The following is a 25,149-nucleotide window of genomic DNA, read 5'->3' as shown; positions in this document are numbered from 1 at the left end:
CAATAACAATTAGTTAATAAAGAGAACAAAATGAAACTAAAATATACAGCTCCATTTGTACTATCGATTTTGTGCATGGCCTGCTCACCTAAATCAGATGAAACCTTGGCCAATCAACAATTAGTAGCCATGGTAGACAACACTACTGTGACATTTATCCAGCAACAACCTACCTTGTCTACAATGTTAGCCATTGATCCTAGCCAAGCGGGCGGAACCTATAACGATCGTTTGCCTGATTATTCAATTGCTAGCATGCAAAATTTGCAAAATGAAATGAAGTTTGGCGTTAATCAACTCAGTTCAATTGACTCTAAACTTTTAACTAAAACCAATATGCTGCAGCAAAAAGTAGTGACGGAAATTCTTAACTATTACGCTGGAGATGCCGCTTTTAGTGGGGGCTATATTGATACATGGGGCGGACATTTACCTTATATAATTAACCAAATATCCGGTCCCTTAATTGACGTGCCGAAACTCATGCAAGAGCAGCAAGCCATTAACACAATGCAAGATGCTAGAGACTACCTTGCACGTTTATCTAATTTTGATGGTTTTGTGGTTAACGTACTTAATAAATATGAGGATGATCAACGTCTTGGTATTGTCCTGCCGAAAAAATTACATCCTAAAACTCTGGGTTTTTTTGATGGATTCCTTGCTGCTGAGCCCAAGGATCATGCTTTAGTGACTAGCTTTGTGAAAAAACTGCAGGCCACTGAAATTGACCAAACAAGCCAAGAAAAAATGGTAACTAAGGCGATTGAATTAGTGAAAAATGTGGTTTATCCCGCTTATCAGCGTGCCAGAGGGGCAGTGTTAGCTAGTGCGGACACTGCGAAGTCGGATGATGGGATTTGGTCTCAACCCGACGGAGAAAATTTTTATTTGCACGCTATTAGATATCTGGGTGATTCTGCGCTTTCAGCAGACCAGATTCATGAACTAGGCCTTCAAGAAGTTGCGCGAATTAGTACTGAAATGGATACGATTTTAGTCGCAAATGGATATAGCGACGGAACGGTGGGTGAACGCATGGTGGCACTGGCACAACAGCCAGAGTTTTTGTACGAAGATTCAGATGAAGGTCGTCAAGCCTTATTAGATGACTTAAATATACAAGTGCAAGCCGTGATGGACAAAGCCCCCCTATATTTTAATACTATTCCAAGCCAAAATGTATTGGTCAAACGTATTCCAAAAACCTCAGAAGCAGGTGAAGCTGGCGGTTTCTATACACCCCCTTCATTAGATGGCAAGCGTGATGGTATTTATTGGATAAATCTACGCGACATGAGTGCGGTTCCTAAGTTTTCACTTAAAACCTTAACTTACCACGAAGCCGTGCCGGGACATCATTTTCAAATAGCCCTTAATATGGCGCAACAAGATATCGGTTTGTTGAGACAAAATGCGCCATTTAACGCTTATGTTGAAGGCTGGGCCTTGTATTCAGAGCTGGTTGCGACAGAGATGGGCATGTACGAAAACGATCCTTATGGTGATTTAGGCCGTCTACAAGCTGAGCTTTATCGTGCCGTGCGCCTAGTGGTTGACACAGGTTTACATCGTAAAAAGTGGACCCGTGAACAAGCTATTGAGTATTTCCATACGACCACTGGTACGTCAATGACCGACGTGGTTGCCGAAGTAGAGCGTTATATGGCGTGGCCAGGTCAGGCTTTGGGCTACAAACTGGGTATGTTACAGTTTGTCGAATTACGTGAACTTGCGGCTCAGGCTTTAGGCGCTAAGTTTGATATTAAAGCCTTTCATGATTTAGTGTTATTGCCCGGTGCCCGCCCCATGTCATTGGTAAGAGAGGATGTGATGGCCTGGATAGCTTCACAACAATAAGCAGCGAATTAGGGAGCATAGATGACTGTTGTCATTATATTAGGAGTACTGTTAGTAGCCTTATTGGTGGTAGTGCCATTACTCGAGCGCTCTAGTTTTAGAATGTCTGATACTCAAATGAATAAAATCGGTCGATGGGTATTACCACTCGTTATCGTACTTGCCTTAATACAATTAGTTAGGCATATGCTGAGCTAAACAGACATTAAATCTTTTGAAAAAAGGCACGAACAGAACTAATTCAGTTCGTGCCTTAACCTTCTATCAATTAATGCAGTACAATACGCCCAATTTTATAAGGTTAGGCGGTTTTAATGGCAGTTCATTGGTATCCCGGGCATATGCATAAGGCCCAAAAAGAAATAAAAGAAGCATTACCTCAAGTTGATCTCTTAATTGAAGTACTTGATGCACGTATTCCTTACTCCAGTGAAAATCCGGCTATAGCAGAAATGCGTGGTGATAAACCTTGTATCAAGGTAATGACCAAAACTGACCTTGCTGATCCTGACATGACCGCAAAATGGCAAGCATATTTTGAACAGGAAAGGGGCGTAAAGACCTTTGCTGCCAGTACGCAAGATCCGGCCAATATTAAACAACTGTTGACATTAGTTCGACAAATGTTGCCGGAAAAGGACGCCAGTATTAAGTCCATTCATACCATGATAGTGGGCATACCTAATGTAGGTAAATCAACTCTAATCAATATTCTAGCAGACCGAGTAATAGCCAAAACCGGTAATGAAGCCGCAGTAACCAAAAACCAACAACGTATTAGTTTGGGTAATGGTATTACCTTGTTTGATACCCCTGGAATTTTATGGCCGAAGTTAGAAAATCCGAACAGCGGCTACCGATTAGCAGCCTGTGGCTCAATTAAAGACACGGCCATGGAATATGATGATGTGGGCTTTTTTACCGCTGATTATCTGATTAAGGCCTATCCTGATTATCTGAAAGAGCGTTTTCAATTAAGCGAGATACCCAATACTGAAATTGAATTTTTAGAACTTGCTGCCGCACGCCGAGGGGCTTTAATGGCCGGTGGTAGGGTTAATTTGCATAAAATATGTGAAGTCTTGATCAACGAGTTCCGTTCAGCCAAGCTGGGTCGTATTAGCCTTGAGTCACCTGATATGGTGGCAGCAGAAGAAATATTGATGGCCGAGGCTATTGCCAAAAAAGCTGATGAAAAATTGCAGCGTAAAGAGAAATTTAAAACCGGCTCACTTACTCCAGACAAAAAAGATCGCAAAGAGAAACGTGAGCAAGACCGTCGTGAAATGTCTGCTAAAATGAAGGCAGATAATGCTAAAAAGAAAAGATAGCGACAAATTGCGAAAGCTGCATTGCGCCTAGATAGGGTCGCATTAACGGCCTATTACACATTCAGACTATGCAACTACAAGAACACTCAACAATTTTCACCATAAAAATGTTGAGTGGGTATTTAGACCAAAGTTAAGTTAACCAAAAGCGATTATAGATTAATTCAATTTGGTTAAAAATTTGCACAATCATTATTTTAGGTTTAGTCTTTTTTTCAATAAATTTAACGAACAAATTCCTAAAATTATTAGAGGGTTCAATAATGAAAACGCAAAAATTAATTATCTGTGTTGCATTAATACTCAGTAGTTGCATTGCTTTGGATACCAAGGTAAAGAATGATACAAGTAATGAAATTGCGCGTTTCGTGATCAACCAGGACTTGAAAGCCATAGAAACAATTTCGCCGTTTACTCTTGTTAGATTTATGGCTTTGGATAACCAGCATATTACGGTAATGGGGGTCAATAAAAAGAGTTTTCTTTTGACCTTGCCTGAAAGTTGTAAGGACCTCAGATTTGCTAAAAAAGTCAATCTTTATACTGCGGTAGATAATGTTGTTCAGGTCAAACTGGATAAAATTAGTCGCATTGGTGATGACTATTTTCCCTGCACCATTACGGGTATTTATCCTATTAGCCAAGTTCAGTTTGATGAGTTAGCTCGCCTTAATAGAGATAGTCGCAATGGCAATAATACTTATCCGCTTGTCCGCTAAGGTGTTTAGTTCGTATTGAACTTAAGGGTACCTGGTTAAACTCATAAATTACCTATTTTAGGCTGATACTCGATATTGTTTTTTCAGAAGCTTGCTTGCAACCATCAGTTAATAATTAAAGTTGTGACTTGCGGTTTATCTGCGGCCAAGCCGAAAAATATGTGAGACACATATTAATGCTGTTTGAATCAGAAGGGGCAAGGACAAGAAATTATCATCCTTTTTTGGCTTTGAGGGTGATCGAATTCAAGCCCAACGGCGTGCAGTAATAATCTCGGTGCTAAAGCTTGGGTTTCAGCTGTACCATATAGGTCGCAACCTAATATGGGGTGTCCGATAGCCTGGCTATGAATTCGAAGTTGGTGAGTTCTGCCCGTAGTGGGAGTAAATAAAACTCGCGTTCGGTTTGGGGAGGAGAATCGTTCTAGTACTTTATAATGACTTGTCGCGGATTGGCCATGCTCATTGCATACCTTTAGTCGCGGGAAATTTGATTTGTCTTTACTGATGGGTAATTCAATCGTGCTGCTATCTTCTAACACCTCACCAGCCAGCATACTTTCGTAGTGTTTAATCACCGTACGTGCTTGAAACTGTTTATTTAAGGCAGAATTTATCGCTTTGTTCATTGCCAATAGCATAATGCCGGAGGTACCGAAGTCTAGGCGATGAACAAGGCTTATGTTGGGATATTCTTTAATTAAACGATGATGTACGGAGTCTCTGTTTTGCGGGTTTTTACCCGACAGACTCAATAATCCGCTGGGTTTATTGATCAGCATAATATGTTCATCCTGAAAGAGCACCGTGATGCTGTCATGGCAAACGGGCGCGACAAAATTATCAATGATCAAAGGGTTCAAATAGCACCAAGGTGTTTATTTTCGAAGAGGTTAATGATAACACTTATTTTCTTTTTTGATCGCTAAGGCAGTGATTAAAAGCATCGTTCAATAACCAATAACTCCGTCGTTTTCGACATTTATATAGCCATCTACATTGTTATTTGTGTAAGCGCTTCCAGTCTTTATTGTTGATTATTTAATATTTCTCTCGATTGAGTAAGATGTCAAGGTAAGGCTTAATATTCAAAAGTATTGATTCAAATATGGGATTACATTTTATGATTTGTTAAATATATGTTGCTTTTGTTTGCAACTTAAATTAATTTTATTGAAAGCGCTTACATTTAATGTGGATTATCGCTTATGTGTTTTTAGGCAAAATATACCCGTCAAAGGGGCTTTACGCCGGGCATACTCAACCTTAATTAGGAAATTGTTCCATGCACAATATGCGAAAAATTCTACTTACTATTCCAATTATTTTTGTCTTAACTGCCTGTGGCGGAGGCGGCGGTGAGACTAGTTCTCCAAGCCCGGTACAACCAACATTGCCAGCAGATGCCGATAGTGATGGTGTATTGGATAATAACGATACTTGCCCAAATACACCCACGGGCACCACAGTTGATTCTGCGGGCTGTCCGGTGTCGCTAGATAGTGATAATGATGGAGTCACAGATAACGCAGATACTTGCCCAAATACCCCCGTCGGGACGCCAGTTGATTCTGCGGGGTGTCCGTTGCCACAAGACAACGACAGTGATGGTGTGGTTGATAACCTAGATGTCTGTCCTAATACTCCCGCTGGCACAACAGTCGACTCAGTCGGATGTCCAGTACCAGTTGATTCCGACAGTGATGGTGTAGTAGACGATTTTGATTTATGCCCCGGTACAGCTGCTCAAGCGCTGGTTGATGCTGATGGCTGCCCAGTGCAGCAAGAGCAAGACAAAATCGAAGTGACTGCTAATAACGGAAAACTGGTCGGTGGAACTGATTCTGATTTTTCAGGATATACCTTATACGTATTTGACAATGATTTGAGTGCGCCCTCACAAAGCACTTGTAATGCTAGTTGTGCGCAAAACTGGCCGCCCTTGTTAGTGACTGATTCACAGCCATCAGGGGTTAATGAACTTGGAATAATTGTGCGTGCAGATGGAACAAAGCAAGTTAGTTATCAGCAACGACCTTTGTATTTTTATGCGGGAGACAGCCAAGCAGGACAATTTAATGGCGATAGCATTGCAAATTGGCATTCTGTTGACTATTTAGGAACGGCTGCCATCAATACATTATTTGATGCTAGTACTGCGCTTGAACCTTTAGCGTCTTTTGTGCGTGAAGATGGTGTCGTGGTAACGCGTGTGGGTGACAGGGGCAGAGATAGGCACGCTAAAGATATTACGGTACAAGATCATTACGATCATTATCTAGCCCATTATTGGGAATATCGTACTGCGCGTATTCAGTTAGAAGATTTTGTACCAACCGGTGAAAGCCTCATCCGCGCTACATTTATTACTGAGTCAGAATTAGGTGCTAGAGAATTTCGTGTCTGGTTTTGGGGCCGCAATACGACTGGGCAGTTTCATTTCAATCCACAAAAAGATGAAGAAAAAGTCAGTCAGTTAGAAACAGGTGTTAAATATCTAGGTAAAGGTACCTGGGATAATAATTTTGAAAAGACCAGCGAAGATGGCCATCAGTTCATGTATCAGCTGGATATTGTCAATCAGTGGCAAAATGGTGGGCAATCTCAACCAGCTCTGCAAGTTGGCAAAAATATGGAATTTGAAGTTAGCCAATTCCTGCTCGCCCCTCCTGCTGGTGCAAGGCTCAATTACTACGGCACGTCTTTTGTCTATGTGATTGGACAACCCGGTGTTGTGCCATTTGAATGGCAACGGGGAGTGGAAAATGTAGGAGGATCAAATGATGGTACGCCCATTCCTCAGGCAGGTTTACTCGGTGGTAACACTACTCTTGGCTACAATTACAGCGAAGAGCCAGCCGGACGATTTATTCAAATGGCCACCAACTTAAGCCCCGGCAACGCCCAAAGTTTTGTGCAAGGGCGCCGTGTTCATCATACTAATTTTGAAGACGGAACCCATGATGAACGCTCTGATAATCCTGTTTGGACAGAGCAAAGGGGAAAAAATGGTGAGCACTATATTAATCATTCTTGTGCGGCTTGCCACGTCAGAAATGGTCGAGCTTTAGTCGCAGATGTAGGCGGCTCGTTAGATAAGTGGGTATTTAAAATTGGCAATGAACTTGGGCAAGCTGATCCTTTGCGTGGTCATGTTTTACAGCCAAGCCAAGCCGGTAATAGTGTATCTGAAGGATCAGTGACCTTAGGCGCGTGGACTGAATTATCAAACGGCTTACGCAAACCCAATTACATATTTAGCCAACAACGACCAGCACGCTTTTCAGCTCGGATAGCACCCCAATTAGTAGGACTAGGTTTACTGGAAGCTATCCCTGAATCGACTATTTTAGAATGGCAAGATGAAAATGATGCCGACGGTAATGGCATTTCTGGGCGTGCATCAGTGGTGAATGACGTTAAGACGGGCGAGGCTCGACTTGGGCGCTTTGGATATAAAGCGGCGACTTACAGTGTCGAACATCAAGTCGCATCCGCGCTAAATACTGATATTGGTGTTATGACAGAAATGTTGCCCGCGCCAGATTGTGGTGCGCAGCAAACTGACTGTGGTGATGAAGGCAGTGAACTAGATCAACAATATTTTGACGAACTGGTTAAATACAACAGTCTTTTGGGTGTTGGTGCCCGTCGCGATTATGCCGAAGAAAGCGGTATTGGTGTATTTAATAGTATCGGTTGCGGCAATTGTCATCGCCAAACCATGACAACAAGTGAATTTCATCCTTTAGCTGAATTGCGAAATCAGGTCATTCAACCCTTTACTGATTTGTTACTGCATGATCTAGGTCCAGGACTTGCCGATGATTTGGCTGAAGGCTCAGCAAGCGGTGCCGAATGGCGCACAGCACCTCTATGGGGGCTAGGACATACCGTAAATGTAATGATAGGCGATGATAAAGCAAATGACGAGATTTCATTAGCACAAAGCAATGATGACATTGATCGCGTCGGTTATCTGCATGACGGTCGGGCAAGAACTGTGGAAGAAGCAATCTTATGGCATGGTGGTGAAGCTCAGATCAGTAAAGAAGCCTTTGAAGACCTATCTGCAGCGCAAAAAGAGCAACTGTTAGCGTTTTTAAATAGCTTATAATTTGTGGTTTTATTGGCCACACTGATTGGGTTTGGCCGATAAAACTCGTTTTAGGCGAACAAGTTATTGATAACACTTCTCAAGCTAAGTAAACCATGTACTTCATTCGAAGCAATTACTTAGTCTAGTCATCTATAAAAGACCTACCAGCCATTGTCATATATTAATTCCTCCGACAGCCACTAAAATTGAATTAACTCATAAATAGTCTAAATTTAAACCGCCAACGTAGGAGGTGGGATAACTAACTTTCGGTTTATTGCGCTGTGAAATGAATGAGCGATTAACCCAATTTTTAAGCAAGCACCTTTACGCTATAAGTCGGAGAAAAAAATGACACGTCAGGATGATTCCCAAGAAGTCTATAATAAAAAAGTTCACTGGGTAGCACATAGTATAGTAACGATAATTATTATTGTTATTGCTGTGGGTTTGATGATGGCCATGTTCAGTAGTAAGCCCCAGGCTCGCAAGTGGGGAGGCGCCGAGTCTCCAAGCGTTGCGGTTGAAATAGCATCATTAGAACGACAAAACTATGAGGCTTGGATTGATTCATATGGCACAGTTGAATCTCTCACTCGTACTCAATTAGTTGCCGATGTGAGTGGGCGTGTAATCTCTGTTTCCCCCAACATTCGTGCCGGTGGAATATTTTCTCAAGGGGATATATTGGTAACACTTGATGATAGAAACTTTCATGTGGAAGTTGATATTGCGGCTTCTGCTGCAGCCGATGCACAAGTTCGTTACCTTCAGGAGGTAGCCCAGGCCGACCTTGCTGCCAGAGAATGGAATGTGCGCCCCGATGCCGGCGCCGCTCAATTACTTGCCTTGCGCAAACCACAAGTGGCAGCAGCAAAAGCCGCATTACAAGCAGCGAACGCGCGTTTAGATAAAGCTAAACTTGATTTAGAGCGTACTCAAATTAAAGCCCCCTTTGACGGTAAAGTACTCCAGCAGATGGTGGATGTGGGCCAAGTCGTCAATCCAAGCCAAGCCATTGCGGATATTTATGGTACTGACATAGTCGAAGTCAGACTTCCGGTAAAAATCGCTGACTTAGAACATTTGCTTGTACCTGAAGATAATGATTTTAACCAAGCGCGCCCCAAGGTTTTATTATTGGGTGAACTTGGTGCCCGCACTTATCAGTGGCAGGGTGAGATTGTTAGGAGTGAAGGCGCTTTTGACCCGGCCACAAGGATGCTTTATGTCGTCGCTCAGATTAATGAGCCATTCATTAACAATGAACAACGTCCTGCCATTCGTATTGGACAGTTTTTGCGAGCCAAGATTGAAGGCCGTAAACTCGAAGACGTATTTGTCATTCCAAGACGAGCGGTTTCGCAAGACTATATTGTTAGTGTTGCTGATGAGGGTATATTAAAAAAACGTAAAGTCAGACCACTGTGGACTGATGCAAAGTCGGTGGTTGTGGCCGCCACAGTATCCACTGAAAATGAATTTGCACTAGAACAAACCACATCAACGAATTCAAAGTTAGATGCATTGCGCTCAACTGACCGTTTAATTCTCACGCCCACAGCTAATCTCCCTGAAGGTACCAAAGTTAAGTCTCTCGAGGAGAGCACTGATAAACCGGCGGAGTCTGAAGTTCAGTTAGTAAAAGCGAAAAGACAGCAGATTGAATCTCAGACTGCTACCTCGCAAACATCTTCTGACACTGCGCAATAGGAGCCAGAATTATGATTGCTTGGTTTGCAAAAAATGACGTTGCCGCAAATATTTTATTTTTTATTGTTGTGATTTCTGGCTTATATGTGGCGTCCACGCAGATACCGGTTGACTTGTTTCCTGAATTTGAACAACGCCAAGTTCAGGTATCAATGACCTTGCCTGGTGCTTCACCACAAGAAGTAGAAGAGGGCATTACAATTAGAATCGAAGAAGCGATTCAAGACTTAGAGGGAATTCGTCAACTTACATCGCAAAGTCGTGAAGGAAGTGCTTCAGTTACCATCGAAGTAGAAGAGGGATATGACGTTAGAGAAACCCTTGACGATGTAAAAATTAGGGTTGATGCCATTAATAATTTCCCCGTCGATGCTGAAAATCTGCTTATTCAGGTTCCACAATGGCGCAGAGACGCCATCGGTGTTGTCTTATATGGTGATTATGATGCCATCACTCTGCGCAGGATGGCTGAAGGTATGCGCGATGAAATTGCCAATTTGCCTGAGGTGTCACAAGCTGAAGTGGGTAACACACTCCCCTTTGAGATTTCTATTGAGATCCCAGAGTGGTCTCTTCGAAAATTCGACATTACACTGGAACAAGTCGCTAATGTGATAGGACAAAATTCGCGAGATGTGTCAGCGGGCAATCTTAAAACTCAAGGAGGTGAAATTTTTATTCGTAGTCGTGGACAGGCCTACCGTGCAGCTGATTTTGCAGATATTCCAATTATTACCACTCAAGATGGCACCATGGTTAAACTCGGCGATATTGCGACCATTAAGGATGAATTTGAAGAAACCCCCTTACGCACCCGTTTTAACGGGGTACCGGCAGTAGAAATAGAGGTATTTCGTACCGGCGATGAAAGTATTATTGAAGTTACCGCAGCAGTTAAGCAATTCATTTTAGCAAAACAATCTCAGATCCCTCAAGGACTGAACCTCGATTACTGGCGTGACCGAAGTGAACCGATTAAAGCACGTTTGCAAACCCTCACGACCAGCGCATGGCAAGGTGCTTTATTAGTTATTGCCTTACTTGCACTGTTTTTACGACCTTCGGTAGCCTTCTGGGTTTGTCTGGGTATTCCGATGAGCTTTATGGGCGCCTTTCTATTTATGCCTTTTTTTAGTGTTAGCATAAATCTGATGAGCCTTTTTGCTTTTATTTTAGTTTTGGGCATAGTAGTCGATGATGCGATAGTAACCGGCGAGAATGTCTACTCACATTTACAGCGCGGCGAAGATCCACTTAACGCTGCGATTAAAGGCACTCAAGAAGTTGCGGTACCGGTTACGTTTGGCATACTGACTACGGCAGCAGCCTTTTTACCACTCGCCTTCCAAACGGGCCCTGCTAGTTGGTACTCTGCAATACCCTATGTGGTTATCCCTGTACTGTTATTTTCTTTGATTGAATCAAAATTTGTGTTACCTGCCCACCTAAAGCACGTAAAAGCGCGTGTATCTGATGATTCTTCTCGCCTGTCTAAGATACAACAAAAGATTGCACTGTCCTTAGAAGTGTTTGTCGAGCGTATATATCAACCTTTGTTAGCGCAAGCAATGCGCTGGCGATACGCTTTTTGGGTCGGCATGTTTGCTTGCTTGGCACTGGTAATTGGCTCAATTGCCAGTGGTCAGACAAAATTTGTATTTTTTCCTCGGGTACAAAGTGAGGTGGCCACGGCTACCTTAGTCATGCCTGCTGGCACTGCGTTTGAGAGCACAGACAGAATTGTGAGCGCGATGACGGAGCACGCCAAAGCGCTGAGGGAAAAGTACACTGATCCCGAAACAAATGAATCGGTTATCCGTAATATCTATTCAATAAGTGGGGGACGAAATTCAACCACTGGACGAGTCACCATTGATACGGTACCGCCAGAAAAACGAACCCTACAAGTCACCACTAGTGAAATAGTTAATGAATGGCGCCAACGAGTCGGTCAAGTGGCGGGGGCTGAGCAGCTCAACTACCGCGCTGAAATAGGCGGGTGGGGTGGTGCACCTATCAATATTGAGCTTAAAGGACACGATACCGAATCATTAGCAAACTTAGGCGAAGGACTAAAAGAGCAATTAGCTAATTATGCTGCGGTTTCAGACATTGAAGATTCGCTATCAGACGGAAAGGAAGAATTACAGCTTGAACTCAAACCAGAAGCCCGTTTATTGGGCTTAGACTTAAACCAAGTCGCAAGACAAGTTAGGCAAGCCGTTTTTGGCTTCGAAGTACAGCGAGTACAGCGTGGTCGCGAAGAAGTTCGAGTCATGGTTCGGTATCCATTAGAGGCCCGTCAATCTATCGAAACCCTAGAACAAATGATGATCCGCGTTGGCCCGAATCAAGAGGTACCTTTGTGGCAAGTTGCAGATGTCTATCCTGGCTTAAGTCCCGATACTATATTGCGTGTTGATCGACAACGCACATTATCGGTCAGCGCAGACTTCGATAAACAAGCCGGTGATCTTTCATTGGTACAAGAAGAAATAAGGCAGTGGTTGCAACAAAAAATTGTCGGATATCCCGGTATCAATTTTGAAATGGCAGGAGAAGCTCGAGACCAAAAAGAGTCTTCTGATGCACTTTTGGCGGGTGGAGTAGGACTTGCCATTTTGATCTATATTTTGTTAGCTATCCCGTTTAAGTCGTATTCACAACCGATTATTGTTATGTCAGTGATCCCCTTCGGCCTTGTCGGCGCCGTAATCGGACATTGGATCATGGGCATGGATTTGACCTTATTGAGTTTTATGGGGATGTTGGCACTTTCAGGAGTTGTGGTTAATGACTCTCTGGTATTAGTCGATTATACCAACCAAAAATGCAGAGCAGGTATGGCTCTCAAACAAGCCGTATTTGAATCAGGAGGACGACGGTTTCGGCCGGTCTTATTAACCTCATTAACCACCTTTGCCGGTCTAGTGCCTCTATTATTTGAAAAATCGACCCAAGCACAGTTTCTTATTCCAATGGCAATTAGCCTTGGCTTTGGTATTTTGTTTGCTACTTTGATCACCTTGTTTATAGTACCGGTAAACTACTTGATTTTAGAAGACATCAAACGCTACTTCAGGCGCTATGGAAAAGATATGCGTTCACTTTGGGCAAAAAACGCGAAGAGTTCCTGATCACTCTTCGGCTCTTTTAGCGGCCAGATTAAAGGCTAAGTTGTTTTGTGTGAGTGATAATCGCCCCGGTGCTGAAGGGGCTTTTATTATGTATTATCTTTGACCATCATTTTTTTGCTCGATGGCCTGTATAGCGTATAACAGCCAACTTACTAAGAGTAAATTTCGCTGATGTTATCGAGCTCTTTATTTTAGAATTGTGACCAATGGATTTGTCACACTCTGACCTTTAATAATAAGCAAAAGACTGGAGCCTTCTTATACTGCCATCTTTAACAAACACAAATCTCAGCAATAAGTGTCATTAAAAAATTAGTTTAAAGCAGTAAAAAGGGATGCTTTTTGGCATCCCACATGTAAAGTTTTTGTAATGACGTCTCTCGGAATCTAATCCCAAATCCCGTCTTCGCTTTTACCCTGAATTTCGCAGTCACCGGCTTTGTATTCCATCGATTTGCCTGCTTTGCGTTTTTTAAAATAATCCTGACTAATTGATACAATAGTGGGGGTCATCCAGACCAAGGCACTGATGTTTATGACTGTCATTAAACCTAGTGCCATATCTGCGGCAGCCCATACTTCTGGTAAATTGGCGCTTGCACCCCAATAAATCATGGCTAAATAGCCCGCAGTGTAGGCCGCCTTACCGACTTTATTGTCTAGTTTAAACATGTGTAGATTACTTTCACCATAGGCATAATTGGCCACCACTGAAGTAAAGGCAAATAAGGTAATGGCCGCGGCTACAAAATCAGCACCCCCCGAACCTAAATGTGATGTCATGGCACTTTGAGTCAACCTGATACCCTCCATGCCTTCGTTACTTGAGCCTCCTGCTAGAAGGATTACAATTGCGCTGCAAGTGCACAACACCATAGTGTCAATAAACACCCCCAGCATTTGTACATAACCTTGTGAAACTGGATGGTTTGGGTTTGGCGTTGCAGCGGCAGCAGCGTGTGGCACACTACCAGAACCGGCTTCATTAGAATAAAGTCCACGTTGCACGCCGTTTTTAAACGCAGCTCCCATGGCTCCAGCGCCTGCTTCTTGTAAGCCAAATGCGGAGTAAACGATATTAAGTAACATGTCGGGTACCAAATCGATATTCATTATCGTAATCACAATAGTGACACTTACATAAGTCACTGCCATAAAAGGTACTACCCATTCAGCGAATCGAGCGATAGCGCGCAAGCCACCGATAACGATCAAACCGGCTACAAAGATAATAGCTAAACCAGAATAATTAGTAGGGATGTCATAAGCATTGTTTAAGGCGTCGGTAATGGTATTGGCTTGCACAGCACTAAATATAAAGCCGTAACCCAAGAATAAACACAAAGAAAAGGCAATGGCCAACCAGCGTTTATTTAAGCCTTGTTGAATATAGTAAGCAGGGCCGCCACGATATTCGCCGTTTGCATCTTTGACTTTATACAGCTGCCCTAACACGCTTTCAGCAAATCCTGTGGCCATGCCAAGGATAGCTATTACCCACATCCAAAAAATGGCACCAGGGCCGCCTAAAGAGATCGCAACGGCCACACCGGCTAAGTTACCTGTGCCTACTCGGGCAGATAAACTGGTACACAATGCGCCAAACGAGCTAATGCCCGCTTTATCGCTTTTGGTGCTGCCTTTCATTATTGAAAACATGTGGCCAAAATGGCGTATTTGTACAAAACCTAAACGTGCAGTGAACCAAACGCCTGCTGCCAGCAACATGTAAATTAGTACCTGACCATTTCCCCATAACACGTTGTTGATGGCTGAGACGATTTCATTAATCAAAATAGAGTCCACAAGTAATTAAAATTCTGCTGGAAGTCTGCCGAACTATGTTAATTATGTCTAGGTAGAATTATGGATTTTATATGATGAGGGGCTAGAAACAAAAAAAGCCAGACAATGTCTGGCTTTTTTTGTGCATTTTACACTGTAAAATGGCAGGGGTAGATGGACTTGAACCACCGAATGGCGGGATCAAAACCCGCTGCCTTACCACTTGGCTATACCCCTAGAGTTGAATGACCAACAGTCAATCACTTTCAAAAATTGGCAGGGGTAGATGGACTTGAACCACCGAATGGCGGGATCAAAACCCGCTGCCTTACCACTTGGCTATACCCCTACATATTGGTGCGGAAGGAGAGACTCGAACTCTCACGCCGTGAAGCACTGGAACCTAAATCCAGCGTGTCTACCAATTCCACCACTCCCGCAAATTTGTTGCAACTAGGTAGTTGTTACAACCCAACTTTAAAAGTTGGTGGCTACAGCGGGATTCGAACCTGCGACCCCATCATTATGAGTGATGTGCTCTAACCAACTGAGCTATGTAGCCAACTATCTCACCCCGTTCCCGAAGTGGCGCGTATTATGCCATCTGATTTAAGGTCGTCAACCGTTTTTTTGGAAGATTGTAATTGATTGATTAGTTACTAATCAAACTTGCCAATTTTTCCTCTAAATTGCATTGTATTAGTGCCAATTACCCAGAATTGAGTCTCGATATGATATCAGTAAAGAATAAACTTTTTTAAGTTGAGTAAAGCAATACGTCTATCTCTTGGCTTTTAGGCGTTTTAGACCTATTCTCAAAAATTGGAATAGTTAATTTATGGAAACAAAATAATTTTAATGTCTATCTTTATTAATAAACGTGCAGCGGCCTTGATTTTACTTTGCTTGCTATTTATTAGTCAGGTTAGCATGGCCTGCAGTTTGAGTATTGGACTGTCGAGTGACTTTCCTCCTTATCATTCTAAAAATATCGGTAGAGACTGGGAAGGGATTACCGTCGATTTAGCGTTAATTTTGGCAGAAAAAGCGGGCTGTCGTCTTAAGATAATTGAACTTCCTTGGGCCAGATCAATAAAATTACTTGAGTCTGGCGATATACAATTGATCTCGCATTTCACCCATACTCTCGAAAGAGCAAAATACACGCAATTTTTAGGGCCACATCATATTGAGAAAGTCGCATTTATTGCTAATAGTAGTATCAGCCCAGCCGCAAATGTGCCTGCGTTATTGCCGCAATTTGACGGTAAAATAGGCATAACCAGAGGAGATAGATTTGGTCAACAATTCGATCAATTTGTATTAAATAATGAGCTGGTTAATACTAAGTTAGTTGATATTCGCAATAACCGCGACCGTGTTTCAATGCTGCTCATTGGCAGACTGGATGGTATTTTTTACGACGAAATGTCGGCCCAATATTTATTGGCCTCTAACCCCCGCTTAAATAATAAATACGCGATTAGATTTAGTCTGCAAGGGAGTCCGGTTTATTGGGGGGTGAGTTATCGTCATGTTTCAATTACGGTAAGACAGGCTCTCAATCAGGCTTGGCTGGCCATGCTTGAGCAAAATATGATTCAAGCCATTTACCAAAAGTATGGTTTGATGGTTGATATACAAACCTTAGCTGATTTTCCAGTACTCTTGCTCAATGAAAAAAAGGAATAGGCTTGCAAAAATAAGGCCTGCTATATTAGCAGGCCTTATGATGTTTAAACATTAAACAAAAAGTGCATCACATCGCCATCTTTGACGATATATTCCTTACCTTCTTTGCGGGCTTTTCCGGCATTTTTTGCCCCTTGTTCACCTTTATATTGTACGAAGTCTTCGTAGGCAATAGTTTCAGCGCGGATAAATCCTTTTTCAAAATCTGAGTGAATGACACCAGCTGTTTGTGGCGCGGTAGAGCCAGCAGGAAAGGTCCAAGCTCGCACTTCTTTGACGCCGGCAGTAAAATAGGTATGTAAAGCCAATAGTTCGTAACCGCAGCGAATAACCCGATTTAAACCAGGCTCTTCAAGGCCCATATCGGCCATGAATTCAGCACGCTCGTCGTCGTCTAAACTGCCAATTTCAGATTCCATTTCCGCACATACTGCCACGACTACCGCATTTTCTTTGGCTGCAATGGCACGTACTTGATCTAAAAATGGATTATTTTCAAAGCCATCATCACTAACATTAGCAATGTACATAGTGGGTTTGAGTGTGAGAAAGTTCATATAGCTAATGGCTTTAAGCTCTTCTTTATCCAGAGAAAATGAGCGTAGCAAATGACCTTCGTCTAAATGTGGTTTTATTTTTTCTAATACGCTTAATTCGTACTTCGCATCTTGATCGCCGCCTTTGGCCCGCTTTGAGACACGGTGTATGGCTTTTTCTGCCGTTTCAAGGTCAGCAAGGGCTAATTCAGTGTTGATAATATCGATATCGTCTTGTGGGTTAACTTTACCTGATACGTGCACGATATTGTCATTTTCAAAACAACGCACCACATGGCCGATGGCATCAGTTTCACGAATATTAGCTAAGAACTTATTACCTAAACCCTCACCTTTAGAGGCGCCTTCAACTAAGCCGGCAATATCTACAAATTCCATCGTAGTAGGGATAACCCGTTGAGGTTTAACAATTTCTGCTAACTTATCAAGACGCAAATCTGGAACAGGGACCACACCAGTATTAGGTTCAATGGTACAAAAAGGAAAGTTTGCTGCTTCGATTCCCGCTTTGGTTAACGCGTTAAATAAGGTTGATTTGCCTACGTTGGGAAGGCCAACTATGCCGCACTTAAAACCCATGTGAATATCCTCATTGTTCATTAATACGATTGCATGGTGGTGCAACAATCTTGTTGTATTGAAACGTGTTTAGTTAGTCAGCCTTGAATGCATGTAAGCGATTCATAGCCATTTTTAATTCGTCTTTGATTAGTATTTCAGTGCATCGCTGTGCTTCATCGATTGCAGCGTCAATTTGTTGCTGCTCAGTCAACGATGCTTTGCCTAATACATGGCCGGTTACCCGATTTCTATCACCCGGATGGCCAATGCCAATGCGTAGGCGCAAAAAATCTTTTTGATTAGCCAATTGGCTTACAATATCTTTTATGCCATTTTGACTCGAACTGCCACCTACTTTAAATTTTGCGACGCCTGGAGGAAGATCTAATTCATCAAAGGCAACGAGCAGGCTAGACAGAGGAATGCGATAAAAATTCGCCATGGCGGCAACCGCTTGTCCACTTTTGTTCATAAAAGTCGTGGGAATAAGCAGCTTTATCTCTTGGTTAGCGATCGTAATACGACCCGTGTAACCATAAAATTTATTTTCTAACTTGAGACTGCAGTTATAACTTTTAGCCAGTTGTTCAACAAACCAGGCACCTGCATTGTGACGAGTATTTTGATATTCGGGGCCCGGATTACCCAGGCCCACAATTAACTGAATATCAGTCAAGAAGATTAAGCCTCTGGAGCTTCTTCTTCAACAGCATCATCGGCCTTAGGACCTTTGGCTGTTTTAACACTTACAACTGCTAAGTCGTGTGATTCGCCTTTGTTTAACTCAACCAAAGTCACGCCTTTAGGCATTACTAAGTCAGTTAAATGTAAGGTTTGACCCAATTCAACATTGGTTAAATCAACTTCAATGAACTCAGGTAAATCAGCAGGTAAACAGCTTATTTCAACGTCAGCCATATTGTGTTCAGCGTGACCGCCTTGAAACTTGATAGCTTCACATTCTTTTTCGTTGATGAAGTGTAAAGGCACGTTTGTAGTAACGGGCTTCTTAGCATCAACACGTAAAAAGTCGATATGGTTAACGATTTGTCTAAACGCATGACGTTGCATATCTTTTACTAACACTTCAACACTTTCACCGGCGATGTTTAAGGTCAGCACGTGTGAATAAAATGCTTCAAACTCTTGAGCTTGAAATACTTTGTTATGAGTTAGGGTTAGAGAAACGGCTTTTTGGCCAGCTCCGTATAAAACAGCAGGTACTTTTCCAGCATGACGAAGGCGGCGGCTCGCACCTTTCCCTAGGTCGTTGCGGATTTCTGCGTCTAGTGTAAAAATTCCATCAGACATTGAGGTAACTCCAATTAAGTAAAAGTGTGTAGGTTCTTGCGACCAAAACCTACTATTAGTCCGTATTTAACCAGCAATTGTGGTTAAATGAGCGGATGCCCCTAAAAAAGGGCGGCGAATGTTACCATCGCTGTATCTTGCACACAAGCAAACGATGATTTAATAACAGCACAGATGCTATATTAATGTGTGACAGGCTTGAAATGAGTGTGAGAAATACTAATGCTCTTTACAGAGCGAAAGAACATTAGTTAGGAGGTATTATTTAATATTCAAACATCGCAGAAATTGATTCTTCGTTACTTACTCGACGAATCGCTTCTGCCAACATATTGGATAAAGTAAGCAGCTTCACTTTACCGACAGCTTTCATTTCTTCACTGAGGGGGATACTGTCAGTAACGACAATTTCATCAATCATTGAATCACGTAAGTTCTGTGCAGCATTGCCAGAGAAAATGGCATGTGTCGCATAGGCATAAACATTTTTAGCGCCATGGGCTTTTAAGGCTTCCGCCGCTTTAGCCAAGGTACCGCCAGTATCAATCATGTCATCCACAATAATACAGTCACGGTCTTGAACATCACCAATAATATGCATAACTTGCGCTACGTTTGCTTTTGGACGACGTTTGTCAATAATGGCTAGATCAGAGTCGTTCAATAGTTTGGCTACAGCACGGGCTCGCACAACACCACCAATATCAGGTGAAACAACAACCGGATTGTCCATTTTACGTTGGCGCATATGATCCAACAAAATAGGTGTACCGAAGGCATTATCAACAGGCACGTCAAAAAATCCTTGGATTTGTTCCGCGTGTAAATCAATGGTTAGTACTCGATCGACACCCACATTCGACAAAAAGTCAGCAACAACCTTAGCCGTAATGGGGACACGTGCCGAACGTACTCGACGATCCTGACGAGCGTAACCGAAATACGGAATGACTGCCGTTATACGACCAGCAGAAGCGCGTCGAAAGGCATCAATCATGACGATCAATTCCATAAGGTTATCATTGGTTGGCGCACAAGTTGATTGGATAATAAATACGTCTGCACCACGAACATTTTCATGGATTTCTACGCTTATCTCACCATCACTGAAACGTCCTACGCTAGCATGGCCTAACTTGGTATAAAGTCTATTGGCGACTTTTTGAGCAAGATCTGGAACGGCGTTTCCGGCGAAAATCTTCATATCGGGCACGATAAAATCCTCAGTGCATTACTTTTGAAGGTGGCTGGGGTAGATGGACTTGAACCACCGAATGGCGGGATCAAAACCCGCTGCCTTACCACTTGGCTATACCCCAATTAACTGAATAGTTACATTTTTCTTTATTTTCTACTACTAAGATAAAATTTGTTTGTCGGTTAAGGTCGTTAACAGTTTATGTAATGGAGACTGGTTAACACCAGTCGCAATAAAACTGACCGACCCTTGAGGTAACAAGTTTTGCACTCTTAATGCTTCAGATCGATCTTGAAACACCGCAAAAACGCAAGAGCCTGTCCCCGTCATTCTCGACGGCGCGTATTCTAACAACCAGCGTAATGTATTTGCAACATTCGGGTAGAGTTGACAGACCAATTGTTGGCAATCATTGTGAGTATTGTCGAAATGATAATCAAGTGGACTAATTTTAGGCGTATTTCTGGGGAGGTCCGGATGATTAAATATTTCTTTGGTAGATACATGACAATCAGGAAAGACCACAAGGTAGTTAGCTGGTTTAGTGCTCTTGGGTTCTAATTGCTCACCTACGCCTTCAGCAAAGGCAGTAAACCCATGCACAAAAATAGGAATATCTGCACCCAAACTCAAGCCTAGGGTGGCTAGTTCCCCCAGGGTGAGTTTGCCTTCCCACAAATAATTTAGCACGACTAAGGTGGTCGCTGCATTAGACGAACCGCCACCAATCCCGCCTCCCATGGGTAAGCGTTTGCGCAGAAAAATGTTACAGCCCAAGGATGATTCAATGCGAGTGGGGTCTTTTGTTAATATTTCTTTACGCAATAACCTCGCCGCTTGCACAATTAAATTATCGTCATGGGCAACACCATCTAATTCAGTGCATAGAGTAATTTGTTGTTGTTCTATTTCAAACGCCAGCTCATCTCCAAAATCAAGTAATTGAAACACACTTTGCAATTGATGGTAGCCGTTGGGATAGCGGCCATTAATATGCAAAAATAAGTTAAGTTTAGCCGGGCTAGGCCACCAAAAATCTGCACTAGACATCAGTTTGTTTCCCATGAGTTAATCTTGATAGTGACATCAACACTATTTTTTTTGTGGGTCAATTTTATTTTATGCGGTAACCAATAGTTTTCCACTGCTTGATAATCTGTAAAACGTAATATCCAGCCGCGGCAATTTATACAAGTGGGCTGTAATTCTGTGATCCAACCTTGTTCACTCAATACTACTTTATCAGATTTAAGGCTTTGTCCTTTTATCCATGTCGGTAATTGTTCAACCGGTATGGTCCATCCTGTCATTTGCCATATTAATTCACTGGCACTGGCACCATTGTAGGTTTCATCATCTGCTTTGAGACTTGCCCATTGAGGGTTGCCTTGCAAGGATAAAATAGAAGTACCTAATATAGTGCTAAGGGATAATTGATAGTCATCGCTGTTTTGTAACCACGATAGATTTGCACTTTGTTTTTGCTCTGGACTTCTAAAGCCAAACTTTCCTTTGATTTGCCACTGTTGCAATGCAGCCAATTTTTGCTGATGTTGCGCACTGTCTAATTCTACCTTCGTTGGGGGAGGGCTCGCACAACTCACCACGACTATACTTATTAAAAGGAGGGCAAAATATTTCAAACAAATAGGTAAACAACAAAAAATCCGAGTCACGAGTGAACTCTAGTTAATAATCAGTGTGACTATGGGAACATAAAACTGAGTTTACTTTCAATAGTTTTACCTTTTGCGTACAATGCGGTCCTCTGACTTTTTTAACCTATGTTGTAAGCAAAACTAACTCTGCATGACCTTAATTGCCTTTGGTATCAATCACAAAACTGCACCCGTTGAGTTGCGAGAAAAAATTGCATTTTCTCCCGATGCGATTGTTAGCGCCTTGGCGTCACTGACCGCAAGTACTGGGGCGCAAGAAGCAGTGATTGTTTCAACCTGCAACAGAACAGAAATTTATGCAAAGGTAGACAACAGCGATAAACAACGTTTAATTGCTTGGTTAGCTGATTTTCATGGGGTTGATGCCTCATTTTTAAGAGACAACAGCTATCATTATGAGCAGCAAGACGCAGTTGTTCATATTATGCGAGTGGCCAGCGGTTTAGACTCATTGATGCTAGGTGAGCCACAAATATTAGGCCAAGTAAAACAAGCTTATATTGATGCAAAAAATTCTGGGGTCATTCGCAGTAATTTTGAGCGCTTATTTCAACATACATTTTCGGTGGCCAAAAGAGTCCGCACTGAAACCGAGATTGGTGCTAATGCTATTTCTGTTGCTTATGCATCAGTGCAACTGGCAAAACACATTTTTTCGTCATTAACCAATAGTAGAGTATTACTGATTGGTGCCGGTGAGACCATAGAATTGGTCGCTAAACATTTGTCAGAACAAAATGTAAAGTCGCTGACTGTCGCCAATCGAACTTTAGCTCGAGCAGAGAGTATTGCTAAACCTTTAGGGGCAAGTGTACTGACATTGGCGCAAATACCGCAGCATCTTAAAGATGCTGATATTGTGATTAGTTCGACAGCCAGTCAATTGCCTATTTTAGGTAAGGGCTTGGTCGAGAGTGCTCTAAAAGAGCGCCGCTATAAACCGATGTTTTTAGTGGATTTAGCCGTGCCGCGAGATATAGAGCCAGAAGTTGGGCAGTTGGATGATGCTTATCTTTATACGGTTGATGATCTGCAACAAATAGTAGAGAAAAACCTTGCCAACCGTCATGATGCTGCCCAGCAAGCAGATGTTATGATTCAATATCAGGCGCAGCAGTACTTACAATGGAAACAAAGTCAGCAATCTATTGATGTATTGAAGACCTTCAGAGAGCAAAGTCGCGCGCAAAAGGAGCAATTAGTGGGTCGCGCTCTTAACCAGTTAGCTGATGGAAAAGACGCGTCCATGGTGCTGGTTGAATTGGCAAATAAATTAACTAATAGCCTTATTCACGCCCCGACTAAGGCCTTGAAAAAAGCAGCACATGAACAAGATGAAAACACCTTAGGAATTTTACAAGATGCCCTTGGGCTTGGATCCAATAAATAAAGCTTAGCCTAGCAGTCATCGACTGATTTAAGCTAAACAAATAGCACAATCGCCAGCCACATAGGCATGCAAACAGGAACAACATGAAAGTATCGGTACAACGCAAATTAGAAACTTTGGCTGAGCGCTTGGAAGAGGTTCAAGCTCTATTGAGTCAACCTTCGGTCACGTCAGATCAGGATAAATATCGCGCTCTAACCAAGGAGTATTCGCAGTTAGAAGACGTCGTTAAGTGTTTTCGTGAATTTCAAGTGGCGCAAAAAGATCTGCTTGCTGCGCAAGAAATGTTAGAAGAAAACGATCCTGAAATGCGTGAAATGGCTCAAGAAGAATATAAATCGTCTAAAAAACGTATAGAAGAGCTCACGCAAACCTTGCAGATACTGTTATTACCTAAAGATCCCAATGATGACAAAAACTGTTTCTTAGAAATAAGAGCGGGGGCAGGTGGCGACGAAGCCGCTATTTTTGCTGGTGACTTGTTTCGTATGTATTCCCGTTATGCTGAATCGCAGCGTTGGAAAGTCGAATTGGTCACCTGCAACGAAGGTGATCATGGCGGATATAAAGAAATGATCGTTAATGTCATGGGTGAAGGCGTCTACGGCATACTAAAATTTGAATCTGGCGGTCACCGTGTGCAACGAGTGCCGGAAACTGAGTCGCAAGGCCGTATTCATACCTCGGCCTGCACTGTGGTAGTAATGCCTGAAGTGCCTGAGTCTGAAGCCATTGAGATAAACAAAGCCGATTTGAAAATCGATACGTTTCGAGCCTCTGGTGCAGGTGGTCAGCACGTCAACAAAACAGATTCAGCCATTCGTATAAGCCATATTCCTAGTGGTTTAGTGGTTGAATGTCAGGACGAGCGCTCACAACATAAAAACCGCGCCAAGGCGATGGCAGTATTGCAGTCGCGTTTAAATCAATTGGAAGAGGAAAAACGCAAAGCGGAAGAAACATCAACACGACGTAGTTTAGTTGCCAGTGGTGATCGCTCTGAACGAATTCGCACCTACAATTTCCCACAAGGACGCGTTACGGATCATCGTATTAACCTGACCTTGTATCGATTGGATGAGATTATCGCCGGTGAGTTAGATGTGCTAATTGAACCGATTCGCCAAGAGCACCAAGCTGATTTGCTCGCTTCCTTGTCGGATGACTAAAGCCCCTTCCTTTGCGTGCGAAGATAATAGTATTGCCGCCCAACTCAATTGGGCGGCGAAATCGATTCAATCTGCTGACTCCTCTCATACTAGCTTTTTACTGGATGCCAAAATCCTGTTGAGCCATTGTTTAAATTGCACGACTACTTACCTGCATACTTGGCCAGAAAAGGCGCTGCTAGACAGTCAATTAATTCAATTTAGAGATTTAGTTGAACAACGGTGTATAGGCCATCCTGTTGCTCACCTGATTGGCTATCGAGATTTTTGGACTCTTCGATTACAGGTATCAAATGCCACTTTGATACCGCGCCCAGAGACTGAACTCTTGGTCGAGGCTGCCTTAGATCTTGATTTACCTAGTCAAACTAGTGTCCTAGATTTAGGTACAGGAACCGGTGCCATTGCTTTAGCTCTAGCCAGTGAAAAATCAAACTGGCAAGTTATGGGTGTTGATAAAAGTCCTGATGCTATTTTATTGGCGACCAACAATGCCATACTCAACCAACTTAATTGGGTGCAATTTAGGCAAAGTGATTGGTTTGCCAATATTGCTCAACAACAGTTTGATTTAATTGTGACAAATCCTCCTTATGTGGAGCAACACAGTCCTTATTTAACTCAGGGGGATGTCAGATTTGAACCAAGTAGTGCCTTAACTTCAGGTATGGATGGTTTAGACGATATTCGTTTTATTATTGTGCAGGCACGAGACTATTTGACTGATTCAGGTTGGTTGCTAATAGAACATGGTTTTGAGCAAGGTAGTGAAATAAGATTTTTATTTGAATCAAATGCTTACGTCGATATTCAAACAAAAGCAGACTTTAATGGTTTAGAACGAGTCACGATGGCAAAGAAAGCTGAAAATGACTTGTAGCGAGACAGAATTCGTTTTATTTTATTCAACTAATGTAAACGTATTGTTAGTCAATAGTTGTGGACAAC

Annotated in this window: 19 protein-coding genes and 5 tRNA genes; 11 read left to right on the top strand and 13 right to left on the bottom strand. The window is 42.5% G+C overall.

Going from position 1 to position 25,149, the window contains the following annotated elements; translation table 11 throughout:
* Window positions 1-30: 30 nt before the first annotated feature.
* The 4 genes from ABKW31_RS11740 (at window position 31) to ABKW31_RS11725 (ending at window position 3,910) form a co-directional block, all read left to right on the top strand.
* Window positions 31-1,860: a DUF885 domain-containing protein gene (locus ABKW31_RS11740; protein WP_348616550.1), complete on the top strand. Its 1,830-nt coding sequence runs from the start codon at window positions 31-33 to the stop codon at window positions 1,858-1,860.
* A gap of 21 nt (window positions 1,861-1,881) precedes the next feature.
* Entirely contained in the window at window positions 1,882-2,058 is a 177-nt protein-coding gene (locus ABKW31_RS11735; RefSeq protein ID WP_348616549.1) for a hypothetical protein, read from the top strand.
* Window positions 2,059-2,174: 116 nt separating this feature from the next.
* A complete protein-coding gene (gene ylqF / locus ABKW31_RS11730) occupies window positions 2,175-3,191 on the top strand; it encodes a ribosome biogenesis GTPase YlqF (protein ID WP_348616548.1) in 1,017 nt (338 codons plus the stop codon).
* 263 nt (window positions 3,192-3,454) lie between these two features.
* A complete protein-coding gene (locus tag ABKW31_RS11725; RefSeq protein WP_348616547.1) occupies window positions 3,455-3,910 on the top strand; it encodes a DUF6491 family protein in 456 nt (151 codons plus the stop codon).
* A 188-nt stretch (window positions 3,911-4,098) separates the two neighbouring features.
* On the opposite strand, the gene ABKW31_RS11720 is transcribed toward ABKW31_RS11725, so the two are convergent.
* On the bottom strand, window positions 4,099-4,773 hold the full coding sequence (locus tag ABKW31_RS11720; protein WP_348616546.1) for a pseudouridine synthase: 675 nt from the start codon (window positions 4,771-4,773) through the stop codon (window positions 4,099-4,101).
* Window positions 4,774-5,195: 422 nt separating this feature from the next.
* On the opposite strand from ABKW31_RS11720, the gene ABKW31_RS11715 reads away from it, so the two are divergent.
* The 3 genes from ABKW31_RS11715 (at window position 5,196) to ABKW31_RS11705 (ending at window position 12,859) form a co-directional block, all read left to right on the top strand.
* A complete protein-coding gene (locus ABKW31_RS11715; protein ID WP_348616545.1) occupies window positions 5,196-8,027 on the top strand; it encodes a di-heme oxidoredictase family protein in 2,832 nt (943 codons plus the stop codon).
* A gap of 333 nt (window positions 8,028-8,360) precedes the next feature.
* Window positions 8,361-9,722: an efflux RND transporter periplasmic adaptor subunit gene (locus tag ABKW31_RS11710; protein ID WP_348616544.1), complete on the top strand. Its 1,362-nt coding sequence runs from the start codon at window positions 8,361-8,363 to the stop codon at window positions 9,720-9,722.
* 11 nt (window positions 9,723-9,733) lie between these two features.
* Window positions 9,734-12,859 (top strand): efflux RND transporter permease subunit, encoded by a 3,126-nt coding sequence (locus tag ABKW31_RS11705; RefSeq protein WP_348616543.1) that lies wholly within the window; start codon window positions 9,734-9,736, stop codon window positions 12,857-12,859.
* Window positions 12,860-13,246: 387 nt separating this feature from the next.
* Here the strand turns inward: ABKW31_RS11705 and ABKW31_RS11700 are convergent, their stop codons facing one another.
* From ABKW31_RS11700 to ABKW31_RS11680, 5 genes are all read right to left on the bottom strand, one after another.
* Window positions 13,247-14,653 carry a sodium:alanine symporter family protein gene (locus tag ABKW31_RS11700; protein WP_348616542.1) on the bottom strand — a complete coding sequence of 469 codons (1,407 nt, stop codon included), beginning with the start codon at window positions 14,651-14,653 and terminating at the stop codon, window positions 13,247-13,249.
* Between the two features lie 153 nt (window positions 14,654-14,806).
* A tRNA-Gln gene (locus ABKW31_RS11695) sits at window positions 14,807-14,881 on the bottom strand.
* A gap of 37 nt (window positions 14,882-14,918) precedes the next feature.
* Window positions 14,919-14,993, bottom strand: a tRNA-Gln gene (locus ABKW31_RS11690).
* 6 nt (window positions 14,994-14,999) lie between these two features.
* A tRNA-Leu gene (locus ABKW31_RS11685) sits at window positions 15,000-15,084 on the bottom strand.
* A 45-nt stretch (window positions 15,085-15,129) separates the two neighbouring features.
* A tRNA-Met gene (locus tag ABKW31_RS11680) sits at window positions 15,130-15,206 on the bottom strand.
* A 296-nt stretch (window positions 15,207-15,502) separates the two neighbouring features.
* Here ABKW31_RS11680 and ABKW31_RS11675 point away from each other — a divergent pair.
* A complete protein-coding gene (locus ABKW31_RS11675; RefSeq protein WP_348616541.1) occupies window positions 15,503-16,336 on the top strand; it encodes a transporter substrate-binding domain-containing protein in 834 nt (277 codons plus the stop codon).
* Between the two features lie 44 nt (window positions 16,337-16,380).
* Here the strand turns inward: ABKW31_RS11675 and ychF are convergent, their stop codons facing one another.
* The 7 genes from ychF to lolB form a co-directional block, all read right to left on the bottom strand.
* Window positions 16,381-17,472: a redox-regulated ATPase YchF gene (gene ychF, locus ABKW31_RS11670; protein WP_348616539.1), complete on the bottom strand. Its 1,092-nt coding sequence runs from the start codon at window positions 17,470-17,472 to the stop codon at window positions 16,381-16,383.
* Between the two features lie 73 nt (window positions 17,473-17,545).
* The gene (pth, locus tag ABKW31_RS11665) at window positions 17,546-18,130 is read right to left on the bottom strand and encodes an aminoacyl-tRNA hydrolase (RefSeq protein WP_348616538.1); all 585 of its coding nucleotides are present in this window, start codon (window positions 18,128-18,130) and stop codon (window positions 17,546-17,548) included.
* 5 nt (window positions 18,131-18,135) lie between these two features.
* Complete coding sequence (locus ABKW31_RS11660) at window positions 18,136-18,765, bottom strand: 50S ribosomal protein L25/general stress protein Ctc (RefSeq protein ID WP_348616537.1); 630 nt, start codon at window positions 18,763-18,765, stop codon at window positions 18,136-18,138.
* A 265-nt stretch (window positions 18,766-19,030) separates the two neighbouring features.
* A complete protein-coding gene (locus ABKW31_RS11655) occupies window positions 19,031-19,978 on the bottom strand; it encodes a ribose-phosphate pyrophosphokinase (RefSeq protein ID WP_348616536.1) in 948 nt (315 codons plus the stop codon).
* 31 nt (window positions 19,979-20,009) lie between these two features.
* Window positions 20,010-20,084 (bottom strand) — tRNA-Gln (locus ABKW31_RS11650).
* Window positions 20,085-20,122: 38 nt separating this feature from the next.
* Window positions 20,123-21,028 (bottom strand): 4-(cytidine 5'-diphospho)-2-C-methyl-D-erythritol kinase, encoded by a 906-nt coding sequence (gene ispE / locus ABKW31_RS11645; protein WP_348616535.1) that lies wholly within the window; start codon window positions 21,026-21,028, stop codon window positions 20,123-20,125.
* Complete coding sequence (lolB, locus tag ABKW31_RS11640) at window positions 21,013-21,567, bottom strand: lipoprotein insertase outer membrane protein LolB (RefSeq protein WP_348616533.1); 555 nt, start codon at window positions 21,565-21,567, stop codon at window positions 21,013-21,015. The genes ispE and lolB overlap by 16 nt, the downstream gene beginning before the upstream one ends.
* A gap of 205 nt (window positions 21,568-21,772) precedes the next feature.
* Here lolB and hemA point away from each other — a divergent pair, with 205 nt between their 5' ends.
* The 3 genes from hemA to prmC all read left to right on the top strand — a co-directional run bounded on the left by hemA (window position 21,773) and on the right by prmC (window position 25,081).
* A complete protein-coding gene (hemA, locus tag ABKW31_RS11635; protein WP_348616532.1) occupies window positions 21,773-23,032 on the top strand; it encodes a glutamyl-tRNA reductase in 1,260 nt (419 codons plus the stop codon).
* A gap of 83 nt (window positions 23,033-23,115) precedes the next feature.
* Window positions 23,116-24,201, top strand: coding sequence for a peptide chain release factor 1 (gene prfA / locus ABKW31_RS11630; RefSeq protein WP_348616531.1), 1,086 nt, complete (start codon window positions 23,116-23,118; stop codon window positions 24,199-24,201).
* Window positions 24,194-25,081 (top strand): peptide chain release factor N(5)-glutamine methyltransferase, encoded by an 888-nt coding sequence (prmC, locus tag ABKW31_RS11625; RefSeq protein ID WP_348616530.1) that lies wholly within the window; start codon window positions 24,194-24,196, stop codon window positions 25,079-25,081. Before prfA ends, prmC begins: the two co-directional genes overlap by 8 nt.
* Window positions 25,082-25,149 lie beyond the last annotated feature (68 nt).

This window comes from Paraglaciecola sp. 25GB23A, from assembly GCF_040012495.1.
Taxonomy (GTDB): Bacteria; Pseudomonadota; Gammaproteobacteria; order Enterobacterales; family Alteromonadaceae; genus Paraglaciecola.
Note: the sequence above shows the minus strand (reverse complement) of the source record. Positions and strands in the feature narration are given on the sequence as shown.

Coding starts and splice junctions, on each gene's coding strand:
- ispE (WP_348616535.1), bottom strand. CDS start 21,028: ATGGGAAACAAACTGATGTCTAGTGCAGATTTTTGGTGGCCTAGCCCG.
- ABKW31_RS11675 (WP_348616541.1), top strand. CDS start 15,503: ATGTCTATCTTTATTAATAAACGTGCAGCGGCCTTGATTTTACTTTGC.
- ABKW31_RS11660 (WP_348616537.1), bottom strand. CDS start 18,765: ATGTCTGATGGAATTTTTACACTAGACGCAGAAATCCGCAACGACCTA.
- ABKW31_RS11740 (WP_348616550.1), top strand. CDS start 31: ATGAAACTAAAATATACAGCTCCATTTGTACTATCGATTTTGTGCATG.
- ABKW31_RS11735 (WP_348616549.1), top strand. CDS start 1,882: ATGACTGTTGTCATTATATTAGGAGTACTGTTAGTAGCCTTATTGGTG.
- ychF (WP_348616539.1), bottom strand. CDS start 17,472: ATGGGTTTTAAGTGCGGCATAGTTGGCCTTCCCAACGTAGGCAAATCA.
- ABKW31_RS11710 (WP_348616544.1), top strand. CDS start 8,361: ATGACACGTCAGGATGATTCCCAAGAAGTCTATAATAAAAAAGTTCAC.
- ylqF (WP_348616548.1), top strand. CDS start 2,175: ATGGCAGTTCATTGGTATCCCGGGCATATGCATAAGGCCCAAAAAGAA.
- prmC (WP_348616530.1), top strand. CDS start 24,194: ATGACTAAAGCCCCTTCCTTTGCGTGCGAAGATAATAGTATTGCCGCC.
- prfA (WP_348616531.1), top strand. CDS start 23,116: ATGAAAGTATCGGTACAACGCAAATTAGAAACTTTGGCTGAGCGCTTG.
- ABKW31_RS11705 (WP_348616543.1), top strand. CDS start 9,734: ATGATTGCTTGGTTTGCAAAAAATGACGTTGCCGCAAATATTTTATTT.
- ABKW31_RS11715 (WP_348616545.1), top strand. CDS start 5,196: ATGCACAATATGCGAAAAATTCTACTTACTATTCCAATTATTTTTGTC.
- hemA (WP_348616532.1), top strand. CDS start 21,773: ATGACCTTAATTGCCTTTGGTATCAATCACAAAACTGCACCCGTTGAG.
- ABKW31_RS11725 (WP_348616547.1), top strand. CDS start 3,455: ATGAAAACGCAAAAATTAATTATCTGTGTTGCATTAATACTCAGTAGT.